Source organism: Clostridium sp. FP2, from assembly GCF_011065955.2.
GTDB lineage: Bacteria > Bacillota > Clostridia > Clostridiales > Clostridiaceae > Clostridium_AD > Clostridium_AD tagluense.
In genome coordinates this window covers 3,539,318-3,552,613 of the sequence record NZ_JAAMNI020000001.1, presented here as the reverse complement: position 1 = coordinate 3,552,613, position 13,296 = coordinate 3,539,318, and the positions used below count along the sequence as shown (strand labels likewise).

Annotated in this window: 13 protein-coding genes; all 13 read left to right on the top strand. The window is 29.1% G+C overall.

Translation table 11 applies throughout. The annotated features are described in order from the left end of the window. Window positions 1-5: 5 nt before the first annotated feature. Window positions 6-1,223, top strand: a complete 1,218-nt coding sequence (locus G9F71_RS17110; protein ID WP_164950788.1) for a motility associated factor glycosyltransferase family protein — start codon at window positions 6-8, stop codon at window positions 1,221-1,223. Between the two features lie 21 nt (window positions 1,224-1,244). After that, a complete protein-coding gene (locus tag G9F71_RS17105; RefSeq protein ID WP_164950789.1) occupies window positions 1,245-2,270 on the top strand; it encodes an SDR family NAD(P)-dependent oxidoreductase in 1,026 nt (341 codons plus the stop codon). Between the two features lie 182 nt (window positions 2,271-2,452). Continuing rightward, window positions 2,453-3,400 carry an ATP-grasp domain-containing protein gene (locus G9F71_RS17100; protein ID WP_164950790.1) on the top strand — a complete coding sequence of 316 codons (948 nt, stop codon included), beginning with the start codon at window positions 2,453-2,455 and terminating at the stop codon, window positions 3,398-3,400. Further along, window positions 3,397-4,077, top strand: coding sequence for an HAD family hydrolase (locus G9F71_RS17095; RefSeq protein ID WP_164950791.1), 681 nt, complete (start codon window positions 3,397-3,399; stop codon window positions 4,075-4,077). The genes G9F71_RS17100 and G9F71_RS17095 overlap by 4 nt, the downstream gene beginning before the upstream one ends. Window positions 4,078-4,089: 12 nt before the next feature. After that, window positions 4,090-4,842 (top strand): cytidylyltransferase domain-containing protein, encoded by a 753-nt coding sequence (locus tag G9F71_RS17090; RefSeq protein WP_164950792.1) that lies wholly within the window; start codon window positions 4,090-4,092, stop codon window positions 4,840-4,842. 87 nt (window positions 4,843-4,929) lie between these two features. Next, window positions 4,930-5,700, top strand: a complete 771-nt coding sequence (gene rfbF, locus G9F71_RS17085; protein WP_164950793.1) for a glucose-1-phosphate cytidylyltransferase — start codon at window positions 4,930-4,932, stop codon at window positions 5,698-5,700. Then, entirely contained in the window at window positions 5,682-6,770 is a 1,089-nt protein-coding gene (rfbG, locus tag G9F71_RS17080) for a CDP-glucose 4,6-dehydratase (protein WP_224626449.1), read from the top strand. Before rfbF ends, rfbG begins: the two co-directional genes overlap by 19 nt. 33 nt (window positions 6,771-6,803) lie before the next feature. Continuing rightward, window positions 6,804-7,910, top strand: coding sequence for a class I SAM-dependent methyltransferase (locus G9F71_RS17075; RefSeq protein WP_164950794.1), 1,107 nt, complete (start codon window positions 6,804-6,806; stop codon window positions 7,908-7,910). A 50-nt stretch (window positions 7,911-7,960) separates the two neighbouring features. Beyond that, on the top strand, window positions 7,961-8,902 hold the full coding sequence (locus G9F71_RS17070; RefSeq protein WP_164950795.1) for an NAD-dependent epimerase/dehydratase family protein: 942 nt from the start codon (window positions 7,961-7,963) through the stop codon (window positions 8,900-8,902). An 11-nt stretch (window positions 8,903-8,913) separates the two neighbouring features. Next, entirely contained in the window at window positions 8,914-9,741 is an 828-nt protein-coding gene (locus G9F71_RS17065) for a transketolase (RefSeq protein ID WP_164950796.1), read from the top strand. After that, window positions 9,738-10,664 (top strand): transketolase family protein, encoded by a 927-nt coding sequence (locus G9F71_RS17060; RefSeq protein WP_164950797.1) that lies wholly within the window; start codon window positions 9,738-9,740, stop codon window positions 10,662-10,664. The genes G9F71_RS17065 and G9F71_RS17060 overlap by 4 nt, the downstream gene beginning before the upstream one ends. A 37-nt stretch (window positions 10,665-10,701) precedes the next feature. Next, a complete protein-coding gene (locus G9F71_RS17055) occupies window positions 10,702-11,919 on the top strand; it encodes a class I SAM-dependent methyltransferase (RefSeq protein ID WP_164950798.1) in 1,218 nt (405 codons plus the stop codon). A gap of 15 nt (window positions 11,920-11,934) precedes the next feature. Next, window positions 11,935-13,275, top strand: coding sequence for a glycosyltransferase family 2 protein (locus G9F71_RS17050; RefSeq protein WP_164950799.1), 1,341 nt, complete (start codon window positions 11,935-11,937; stop codon window positions 13,273-13,275). The last annotated feature ends 21 nt before the right edge of the window (window positions 13,276-13,296 follow it).

Genomic DNA, 13,296 nt, shown 5'->3' with positions numbered 1-13,296 from the left:
ATTTTATGAATAGAAAAATCGAAATAGTAAATACGAGAGAATCCAATGCAACTTTACTAGTAGAAAAAAATTTTCTTCATAGTAAGTACTACCCCATAAAAGAGGGACAAAAATTTATAGAATTAAATGAAAAGTTTTATAAAAATAAAGAGGTGGTAATGGTTTATGGATTAGGTCTAGGATATCACATTAAAGAATTACTAAAAAAGTGTAATGAAAAGTGTAGAGTATATATTTTTGATGCGGATAAAGAAATATTGGATATAGCCGATGGGTTAGGCAACCTAGAGGATATTAGAAAAGATAAGAAAGTGGAAATATTTGACAACTATTCACAAAAGTTTTTGCAGGATTTTGTAAGGATATCAGAGCTGGTGGATGATATATTGATATATAAACCTTCTGTTAAGTTACTTTCAGATAAATATATGCCTTTAAAAAATACACTTGAAGATTATAATGTGGCTAAATTAGCTGTAGAAGCATTTAGTGAAGTTATGAGTGAAAATTGTGAACATAACTTAAGGCTAAAAACTCCTACAATTAAAGAATTTTTTAATAGGATAAAGGTTAAAGGAGAAAAAGTAATAGTAGTATCGGCGGGACCATCTTTAGATTATAATATAAATACATTAAAAAAACTAAATGGAAAAGTTAAGGTGTTTTCTGTTGGAAGAGCTTTAGGAACACTTATGGAAAATGGAATTAAGCCAGATATGATTACTATAATAGATTCCCAGGAGCTCGTATATAATCAGTTAAAAGGATATGAAAATTTAGATATTCCATTATGTTTTCTAAGTACTGCATCTAGGTGGGCTGTGGAAAAATATAATGGTCCTAAATATATGTTTTATAATGAAAAAAATGAAGATGATATAATAATAAATACAGGAAAGACTGTAGCGGTAGCAACACTGGACATAGCAATAAAGGGTGGAGCTAAAGAAATCATATTTGTTGGACAGGATTTAGGATTTTTAGATAATAAAAGCCATGCAGGAATATTTAATAATGTTCCAGAAGATGGTGTTTATAAAAAGGTGTTAAGTGTTAATGGTAATATGATAAAGACAAATGATGGTTATATGTATTTTAAAAGACAGATAGAAAAAGAAATAGAAGAAAATCCAAATGTGAGGTTTATAAATTGTAGCAAAGGGGCTAAGATAAAAGGGACAGGGGAGATGGAATTGACACAAGTCATGGAGCGGTTTTTATAAAAATATATAGGTGGTGAGGACATGAGTTACTATTCTGGGAAAAAAATATTGATAATTGGTGGTACGGGAACTATTGGACAAGGGATGGTAAAAGAAATATTAAAACAAAATCCTACAGTTATACGTATACTTAGTCGAGATGAGTACAAACAATTTATTATGGACAAAGAAATAGAAGAAAAGTATAGGAAACAATTAAGGTTTTTAATTGGAGACGTTAGGGATTATGACAGAGTGGACAGGGCCATGGAAGATATAGATATAGTTTTTAACTTAGCAGCAATGAAACATGTTCCAGCTTGTGAATATAACCCTGATGAAGCAATAAAGACAAATGTAACTGGGATGCAAAATGTTATTAAAGCGGCAATGCATCACAATGTTGAAAGTGTAGTTTTTACGAGCTCTGATAAGGCAATAAGTCCAACTAATGCATACGGTGCTACAAAGCTTTTAGCTGAAAGACTTGTGCAAGCCGCTAACTTTAATAGAGGAAAAGCTAAAACAAAATTTGTAGCAGTTAGGTTTGGTAATGTAATGGGGTCTCGTGGGTCTGTAATACCTCTTTTTAAAAAACAAATACTGGAACAAAAACATATAACTGTTACTAATAATGGGATGAGTAGATTTATGATGACATTAAGTGATGCAGTAAAATTAACTATGAGATCGGCAGAAAAATCAGTTGGAGGAGAAGTTTTTGTACTTAAAATGCCTATAATAAAATTAAAAGATTTGGCTGAAGTTGTGGTAGAAGAAACTTGCAAAAAGTACAAGATGGATATAGTGGATATAAGAATTGACATTGTGGGGTTAAGACCAGGAGAGAAAATGTATGAAGAACTTATGACGGAAGATGAAGCAGAAATAGCATATGATCTTGGGAAAATGTATGCAGTGTTACCATCCACTGTAGGTAAAAATAAATATGATGAATATTATAATGAGTTCATTATAGCAGAAAAATGTAGTTATACATCACAAGATGAGAAATGTATATGCAAAGAAAGTGTGCGACAATTAATTCTGACGGAAAATTTAATATGATTTTATTAATCTGAGAACTTATAAAGTAATTATAAGTTTCTCGGATTATTTTGTTTGTATGTGTAAAGTTTTAAAAAAAATACACGAAAATTAAGTATGAATTCAAATAGAAATATAGTATACTTCTATAGAACTATAGAACTATATAACTTAAATTACTTAGCTAGAGAGGATAATTTAATATGAAAATATTACTTACAGCAATAGGAAAAAGAGTTCAGCTTATAAATCAGTTAAAAAGAAGTAATGATGTTATAGGAGTAGATTGTGGCGATTTAGCTCCAGCTATACAATTTGTTGATAAATTTTATAAAGTACATAAATACAATGAAAAACGGTATATAGAAGATTTACTTATAATTTGCAAAGAGGAAAAAATAGATTTATTGATTCCACTATATGAAAAAGAATTTTCGGTTTTGTGTGAAAATAGAGAGAAATTTAAAAACATTGGAACAATTCTTTTGCTAAGCAATAAAGATATTATAGAATTATGCAATGATAAATGGAAAACATATAAATTCTTTTTAGATAATGAAATTAATACTCCGGTTTCATATTGTAAAGAAGATATGAAGCTAATTTTGAAATGTAAAAACAATGAAAATATACAGTTACCACTTATAATAAAACCTAGAGATGGAATGGGAAGTAAAAATGTTTTTAAAATTAACTCTATAAAAGAATTAGAGTTTTTTATAGAATATGTAGAAAATCCTATAATACAGCATTATGTAGAAGGCATAGAGTATACAATAGATGTTTTGTGTGATTTAAATGGTGATGTTATATCAATAGTGCCTAGAGAACGTATTGAGGTTAGAAGTGGTGAAGTATCTAAGACTAAAGCTGTATACAATAAGAAAGTCATAGAATATACAATGGATTTATGTAAAAAACTAAAAGGAATAGGTCCCCTTACGATTCAATGCATAGTTACTAAAAAAGATGAAATAAAATTTATTGAAATAAACCCACGGTTTGGTGGAGGCGTACCACTTACTTTTGAGTGTGGTGTGGATTATGGAAAGTTTTTTAATATGTTTGTTCAAGGTGAAAAAGTAAAACCTATAATTGGAGAATTCAAAGAACGAACAATGCTTAGATATGATGAGGCTGTGCTTGTATGATAAAAGCAGTGATTTTTGATTTAGATGATACCTTATATAAGGAAAAAGACTTTGTTATTGGGAGTTTTAGCGAAGTATGTAGGTATTTAAGTGAAAAATATCATTTGAATTATGATGAAGTGTTATATAAAACTATAGAAATCTTAGAACAACAGGGTAGAGGCGCAATATTCAATATTTTATGTGAGTTTTATAGTTTAAAGGAAAATATAGACACATTAGTTAATCTATATAGAGATGCAAAGCCCAGTATAAAATTATATAATGATGGCGAGTTCATCCTAAATATATTAAGTGGAAAGTATAAACTTGGGCTTATAACTGATGGTATGGCAAAGGTTCAGTGGAATAAGATAGAAGCATTAGATATTAAAAAATACTTTCAAAAAATAATTGTTACAGACGACTATGGTAGAGATTTTTGGAAACCACATAGATTTGCTTATGATGAAATGCTAAGGAACTTTAAATGTTCTCCGAATGAAGCAGTTTATATAGGGGATAATCCTAATAAGGACTTTATTGGAGCTAGAGAAGTTGGTCTTAATACTATAAGGATAATTAGAGAACATGGTGATCATATGAAAACTAAATTAGACAAAAGGTTTGAAGCTGATTACATAATAAATGATTTAAAAGAAGTAACGAATTATTTAAAACAAGCAATATGTGTTTAGGTGGTGAAAAATATGAAAGTTATTTGTGTAGTGCAGGCAAGGATGGGATCAGAAAGACTCCCAGGCAAAGTTATAAAACCTATACTTGGTAAACCTATGATTTTGTATACGTTAGATAGATTAAGTAAAAGCAGATATATAGATAAGCTTATATTAGCAACATCAGAAAAAGAAACAGAAGAGCCATTAGTTAATGTATGTGAAAATGAAGGCTATGAAGTTTTTAGAGGCCACGAAGCTAATGTATTAAAAAGATATAAGGATGCAGTAGATTACTATATGCAAAGTGATGAAGATGTTGCAGTAGTAAGAGTTACTGGGGATTGCCCTTTGATTGATCCAATAATAGTGGATAATGTAATTACTCATTTTATGATGTATGATTATGACTATGTGAGATTGGATGTGCCTGATAGTTTTGCACGAGGGTTTGATGTAGAGGTGTTTTCCAGGAAAGCATTGGATGTGGTTTATGATAAAGTAAATATAAAGAATATTGAAAATAGTAAATATGACATTTATAGGGAGCATGTGACTTTATATATGTATAGACATACTGAAGAGTTAAAGGTAGGGTATGTTAAAGGAGAAGAACTTTATTTTAAGGACTATAGATTATGTGTGGATACGGAAGAGGATTTCGAAGTGGTGGAAAATATATATAACAATATTGATAAGGAAATGATAATTTCTAAGGAGATTATTAAATATTTAAATGATAATTTGGGCGTGGCCATGACTAATATAGAAGTAGTTCAAAAGTAAGGATAAGATAATAGTGGGAAAAGTTAGAATATTATAGTATCAATATTAAAATAAATAGAATTACATGATAAGAGGATGGGTTGAATTATGAAAGCAGTAATATTATGTGGTGGACAAGGAACGCGAATGCGTGAAGAAACAGAATATAGACCTAAACCTTTAGTATTAATTGGAGGTAAGCCAATACTGTGGCATATAATGAAAGTATACTCACAGTATGGTATAACTGATTTTATACTTTGTGTTGGATACAAAGGGGATATGATAAAACAATATTTTATGGAAATGTACTGGAGAAACAATGATTTTACCCTTCATATTAATGGAGATAAGCATATAGAGTATCATACTAAGGAAGAAGAAAATTGGAATATTACTATTGTTGATACAGGACTTGAAACTTTAACAGGTGGTCGTTTAAAGCAAGTAGAGAAGTATATAGATGAAGATACTTTTATGTTTACATATGGAGATGGATTGAGTGATGTTAACTTAAGTGAATTGCTTGAATATCATAAATCTAAAGACAAAGTTGCTACATTAACTGGAGTCCATCCGATTTCTACTTTTGGGTTAATGGATGTTGAAGATGGAATAGTTAAATCTTTTATAGAAAAGCCAATGCTTCAGGATATGGTTAATGGTGGGTACATGGTTTTAAATAAAAGTGTATTTGATTACTTACCAGATGAAGACTGTATGTTTGAACAAGATCCATTAATAAATTTGGCAGGTGATTCACAGCTTGCTGTATATGAACATAAAGGATTTTGGAAAGCAATAGATACATTTAAAGATGTGGAAACTGTAAGTAAAATGTGTGTAAAGGGAGATATGCCATGGAAAGCATGGGAGTAGATATATTTAATAACTTCTATAAAGGGAAAACAGTATTAGTTACTGGTCATACTGGATTTAAGGGTTCGTGGCTTTCAATTTGGCTTAATGAATTAGGTGCAAAGGTTATAGGGTATGGTCTAGATCCTTATACGGATAGAGATAACTTTGTGGTTACAGGATTAAAAGATAAAATAGTTGATATAAGAGGAGATGTAAGAGAAGTAGGAAAACTAGAGGAAGTTTTTAAGAGGTATAAGCCTCAAATAGTTTTCCATTTAGCGGCACAACCTCTTGTAAGACTATCCTATGAAAATCCAAAGGAAACTTATGAGACTAACGTTATGGGAACATTAAATATTCTTGAGTGTATTAGGAAATCTGAGTCTGTTAAAGTTAGTATAATGATAACTACAGATAAGTGTTATGAAAATAAGGAGCAGATATGGGCTTATAGAGAGAATGACCCTATGGGAGGATATGATCCTTATAGTTCAAGTAAGGGGTGTTGTGAACTTTTAATTTCTTCATATAGAAACTCTTTCATGAACCCTAAAGATTATGACAAACATGGTAAAGCTATAGCTTCAGTTCGTGCTGGCAATGTAATAGGTGGTGGAGATTGGTCTAAAGATAGAATGGTTCCAGATTGTATAAGAGCCTTAATGCAAGATAAAGATATAGAAATAAGAAACCCAAATGCAGTTAGACCTTGGCAACATGTTTTGGAACCATTGAGTGGCTATTTGCTATTGGCTTATAAAATGTATGAGAATGGTGTGAATTATTGTGGTGGTTGGAACTTTGGACCTGATAATGAATCCATTGTTTATGTAAAAACTATAGCTGATATGGTTGTATCTGAATGGGGAAGTGGAAATTGGATGGATTTATCAGAGAAAAATGCACCTCATGAGGCAACATTATTAAGTTTAGATTGTACTAAAGCTAAGTTGCGATTAGGTTGGAACCCTAAATTAAGTATTGAAGAAGCTTTAAGTTATACAATTGAATGGTATAAGCATTTTTGTTATAAAGATGTTTATACAATGTGTACGGAACAAGTAAAAAAATATAGTAAATTGCTTTAATAAGAAATTCAATTTGAAAATAAGGAGATTTTTATGACAAAGTGCAGAATTTGTGATAGTGAAATGAATGTAAGTTATGAAATTCCTAATTTAGCTCTTGAAGTATCAAGAGTATATAAGGAATATAGAATATTTAATGGAGTGAATGTTAAATTATATGGATGCCCTTTATGTAACCATTATCAAATAGATTATATTAATATAGATGAATATTATGATGATTACATTATGAGTGTTTCATATACTAATAAAATAAATAAGCTACAAGGAAAACAAATAAATAATTTAGTGGAATTTTGTTTAGAAAGAGAAAATTTTTTGGAAATAGGTTGTGGAGATGGTGCTTTTTTAGAAAAGTCTACAGAATGGTTTTTAAATTCAGTTGGGGTTGAACCCTCTAGTGTTTTTTATAAAATATGCAGAGAACGTGGGCTAAATGTTATAAATGGATACTTTGATAATAAATTTGATTTAGGATATGACTTTGATTGTTTTTCAGCCAGGCAAGTACTGGAACATGTCTGTAATCCGTTAGAAATTTTAAATAAGTTAAATAAAATATTAAAAATAGGAGGGGTAGGGCTTATAGAAGTTCCAAATGCCCAAAAAATGATCAGTGAAAATAGGTATTATGATTTATTTTCAGACCACGTGAATTATTATACTCCTTTGAGTTTAAGTTATCTAGCAAATGTCACAGGATTTGAAGTTATAAGTTTAAATGAAGCTTTTAATGGAGATTATCTAGAACTTTATATAAGAAAAGGCAAAAGTAATGAAAATTTATTAAATAAGAGGGAAGAGGATATTAAGTATATTTTAGGCTGTTTTAAAAAATTCAATAATGTTTCAGCATGGGGCGCAGGAGCAAAAGCGCAAGCTGTTATGACTGTGGTCGGCAATCAATTGGAATTTAAGCATCTATTTGATATGGATAAAAATAAGCAAGATAAATATTTGGTTAACAGTAAAACTAAAATAAGTTACCCAGATATATATAAAATAAATGAAAATAAATTAATAGTAATTTTTGCCGTTTCCTATCAAGATGAAATAGTTAAGTTACTTAAAGAAAAATATAATTATACGGGGTATATTCTTAGTTTAGAAGGAGAAGCTAAATTAATAAAATTAGAATAACTAATTAGTTTATCTAAACAAAATTTTTATGTGAAATAAGAGGTATAGATATGAGAAAGAACATTTTGGTAACGGGCTCTACCGGATTTGTCGGAGCATGTTTAGTAGAAGATTTGGTTAAATGTAAATATAACGTTAATGTTATTGTAAGGAAAAGCTCCAATTTGTGGAGGTTGCAAAAAGTAATAGATGAAATTAATATATATTATGCCGATATTACTAATAAAAATGAGATGGAAGAAGTGGTAAAAAAAGTAAATCCTGAATATATCTTTCACTTAGCAACTTATGGTGCATATTATTTTCAAGAGAATGAAGAAATTATTATAAACACAAATTTAATTGGAACAAAAAATTTAGTTGATGTATGTTCAAAGGTTGATTATAAAGCTTTTGTTAATATTGGAAGTTCATCAGAATATGGGGTTAAATTAAATAAGATGGAAGAAACAAATGTTTTAGAACCTATTAACGTTTATGGAGTTTCTAAAGCAGCAGCAACTTTATATTGCAATATGATACATCAAACCCAACAAAAACCAATAGGAACTGTAAGACTTTTTTCAGTTTATGGAAAGTATGAAGACTGTACTAGGTTAGTACCAAGTGTTATATTATCGTGCTTAAGAGGAGAAAACCCTAAATTAGCTGATGGAACCGCAGTAAGAGATTTTATATATGTGCAAGATGTTTTAGATGTATTGAAAAGGTTAGCTTTTGAAGAAAGAATAGGTGGAAAAATATACAACTTAGCATATGGTGAACAGCATAGTGTAAAACAGATGGTGGATACTATATTAGTGGAGTCAAAAGTAGATTTAGAACCAATATGGGGAAGTTTAAAAGGTAGAAAATCAGATACAAAAAAATGGCAATCAGATATGACATTATTAAAGGCTGAATTAGAGTGGGAACCCAAGTATAACTTAGAAAAGGGAATAAAAGAGACTATAGAATGGTTTGAAGAAAATATTGATTTATATAACAATTAGCAGGAGGAGTTATGAAAGATTATACAATTAAAGAATTAAATTATATATCTAAAGAGATAAGAAAAAAGGTTGTTGAGATGGCATACAATGCAAAAAGTTCTCATGTTGGATCAGCGTTATCTATTGTAGATATTTTAGTTGTTTTATATTATAAACAGATCAATATAGATCCTATATATCCACAAAAGGAAGATAGGGATATTTTCATATTAAGTAAGGGGCATGCATGCTCGGCTTTGTATGCCACACTAGCTTATAGAGGCTTTTTTAGTATTGATTTATTAGATACATATCAGAAGAGTGGTTATCAAATGTATGGACATCCCAAAAGATTAGGTATACCTGGTGTTGAAGTATCAACTGGCTCTTTAGGTCACGGATTATCAATAGGATGTGGAATAGCGTTATCAAATATGAATGATGAAAAACCTAATAAAACGATTGTTTTATTAGGTGATGGAGAATGTAACGAAGGATCAATATGGGAAGCAACGATGTTTGCTTCAAGTAATAAATTAAATAATTTGATAGCTATTATTGATAGTAATAAACTTCAGGGGTTTGGAAAAGTGGAAGAAATAGTTTTATCTCAACCTTTGTATAATAAGTGGTTATCTTTTGGTTGGAATGTAATTGAAATAGATGGGCATAACTACTCTGAAATTAATAATTCTATTAAATTAGCATTTTCTAATAAAACTGATAAACCTACTATTATAATTGCAAATACCATAAAAGGAAAGGGCGTTTCTTTTATGGAAAACAAGTTACAATGGCATTACAAATCTCCAAGCAAAAGTGAGTTAGAAGCTGCAATAACGGAGGTGCAATCTTTATGAGAACAACATTTATAAATGAGCTTACTAAGTTATGTAGAAAAAACAAAGATATATATTTATTAACTGCTGATTTAGGTTTTTCTGTTTTTGAAGATTTTAAAAAAGAGTTTCCAGATAGATTTATAAATGTTGGTATAGCTGAAGCTAATATGATAGGTATAGCTTCTGGAATTGCGTTAACAGGGAAAATTGTGTATGTATATTCTATTATTCCTTTTCTAACAATGAGGTGTTTTGAGCAAATAAGAATAGATGTATGTTATCAAAATGTAAATGTTAAGTTAGTTGGTGTAGGTGGAGGTTTAAGTTATGGTGTGCAGGGAGTGACTCACCATTCAATAGAAGATATAGGAATAATGAGAACACTTCCTAATATGAAGGTAATATGTCCAGGTGATCCATTTGAAGCACGTGAGGCAATAAATGAGAGTAGTAATTTAGATGGACCCATTTATATTAGATTAAATAAAAACAATGAGCCATTATTATATGAGAAAAACCCTAAATTTCAAATTGGAAAAGCTATAAAGCTAATTAATGGAGATGACTTAACTATAATAGCAACAGGAAACATGCTAGAAAGTGCTATAGAGGTAAGTAATTTATTAAGAGATATAGGAAAAATGGTAAACTTAGTAAGTATGCATACGGTAAAACCTATAGATGAAGAAATGATAAAAGAATGTTTAAAAAAAACAAAGTATATTTTTACAATGGAAGAACATACATTGTTTGGAGGATTGGGAAGCGCGATAGCAGAAGTGATTGTTAAAGATATGACTAATAATAATATTTTTAAAGCTTATGGTATACCAGATAAGTATTCAGAATGTGTAGGTAGTAGAGAGTTCTTAAGAAAAGAATATGGAATAGATACAATATCTGTATTCAATGATATCGTAAGTGTTACAAAAGGAAGTTGAATTTAAACAATATACTTGTATGGAAGGGTGATTTAGAATGGGAAACATTAAAGTTTCAAAACGAGATTCTTGTCGTATATGTAAAGGAAATATGTTAATACCTTGGTTAAGATTAAAGGATATGCCTTTAACAGATGATTTAAGAAAAAGTAAAAAAGAAGATGAATTTTTAAATGATATAGTAATATATTATTGTTCTGAATGCGGTACATCACAAACATTACATGATATATCTTATGATAATTATTATGATAATTATAGTTATACTGTAAGCTCAAGTGAATTTGCTAATGATTTTATGAAAAAACTTGCTACTAAAGTATTTGATGAATACAATTTAAGCAAAGATTCAAGAGTAATAGAGATTGGATCAGGAGATGGTAAACAACTACTTTGTTTCAAAGAATTGGGAGCTGATGTTTTTGGATTTGAACCTTCTAGTGAATTATGTGAGGTCAGTATGAGAATAGGGGTACCTGTATATCCAGGATTATTCAATGAAGACTCATTGGAAGATGTGCCAGATAGATTTAGACAAGCTGATGTGATAATTCTTACTTACACGTTTGATCATATTCCAGAACCTGCAAATTTTTTAGATAATGCTATGAAACTAATAGATAAAGAAAATGGATTATTGATTATTGAAGTGCATGATCTTGAAAAGATATTAGAACGTAAGGAGTATTGTTTATTTGAACATGAGCATACGATTTATATGTCAAGAGAAAGCTTGACTAGAACATTAGAGAAAGCTGGATTTGAAGTTATACCTAAAGATTTATTGGACGAATCAGAATGCAGAGGCAATTCCCTTCTTATTATTGCAAAAGTAAAAGGAGATTCTGTCGATGAAAGTAAACTAAGTAAGAAGTTTCAAGGCGATATAGAAATATACAATGATTTTGAAAAAAAATTAAAAATAAGTATAAATAATATAGATAATTTTATAATACATAATCATACATTAGGAAAAAAAATTGCTGGATTTGGTGCAGGTGGAAGAGGAGTTATGACATTAGCTGCTATAAGTTCATTTCAAAAAATAGACTATGTTTGTGATAACAATAAATCAATGCAAGGATTGATAACACCTAAAACTCACATACCAGTTGTAGATCCAATTCATATAAAAGATAATCCTATTGACATAGTAATTGCATTTAGTTATGGATATATTGACGAAATAAAAAAACAAGTTAAAAGTATAACAAGTAGAGAAATTCAAGTAATTAGTTTACTAGATTTATTATAAAGTGAGGTGATAACAATGAAAAAACCTTTAATTACAATATGTATTCCTACATACAACAGAGCGAAATTACTAGAGTATATGTTGAAATCTATTTTGCCACAAGTAAGAGAAGTTAAAGATATTGTTGAAATTATAATATCAGATAATTGTTCAAGTGATAATACTCAAAGTATTGTAAAAGGATTTCAAGAAAAATATAAATTTATTAGATATAATAGGAACTTTAAAAATATAGGGGCTTGTAAAAACATTGAGTTGTTAACTACAAAACTTGCTACTGGAGAATATTCTTGGGTAATAGGCGATGATGATATGATAGTAAGTGGTGGAATTAAGGAAATTATTGATATAATACAAAAAAACTTAGAGTTAGATTACTTTTTTGTTAACTATTTTAGTAAAGATATATCAGAAAGAAATGATATAATATCAAAATTTCATTCAATATACCAACCTATTGAAAAAGAAATTCAATTTAAGGAAACTAAGTTAATGAAAGTTGATAAGTGGCAAAATATATACATGATAAATAGAGAAAGGCCATTAGAAACATTTACTGCAATACTATCTAATATTTTGAGGACTACTGCTTGGAAAGAACAATTTAAATTACTAAGTTTAAACGAAGATAGTTTATCATTTGATTCTTTAGATAACACATATCCTCATTTAATTATTGTTTCTAAAAGTATGCTTAATAAGCCAGCATACTATATTGGTAAACCTATAGTGTTGTTAGGATTTAATTCTCAAGAGTGGATTAATAAACTTTCATTCATTTTAGTTAATAGATTGAACGATGTTATAGAGTTACAGAAAGAATTAGGAATTGAAACTGAAATTTTAGAGGTACTTATAGAAGATTATTTTGAAAAGTATCTAATTAGAATTGTAGACTTGATATTAGATGGATCATATGATGTAGAAGAATTAAAGAAAATTTTATGGAAGTACTCACAAAGTCATAAATTTACTGACTTTATTTTTAACCTAATTAAAAATAAGTGTTTAAAGCAGGAAGAAGTTATGTATAATGAATTTGTTGAAAATATATTTATGTCTTTAATTACGGAAAAATCACGTAAGTTCAAAAAAATAGCTGTGTGGGGGACTGGAGATATAGCAAAAATTCTAGTAAATAAGTTACTTAAAAATGATATACATATTAGTTTATTAATAGATAGTAATATCAATAAAAATGGCACATTTTTTTTAGATACTAATATTGTAATTAAAAGTCCAGAATACATAAAAGAAAAATTAGATGCTATTATAATAACATCTATGGGAAATGCTGAAAAAATAAAAAAAATTATAATTGACAATAAGCTTACAGAAAATATATTGAGTGTTTGATAAGTTTTTAATTTATAATAG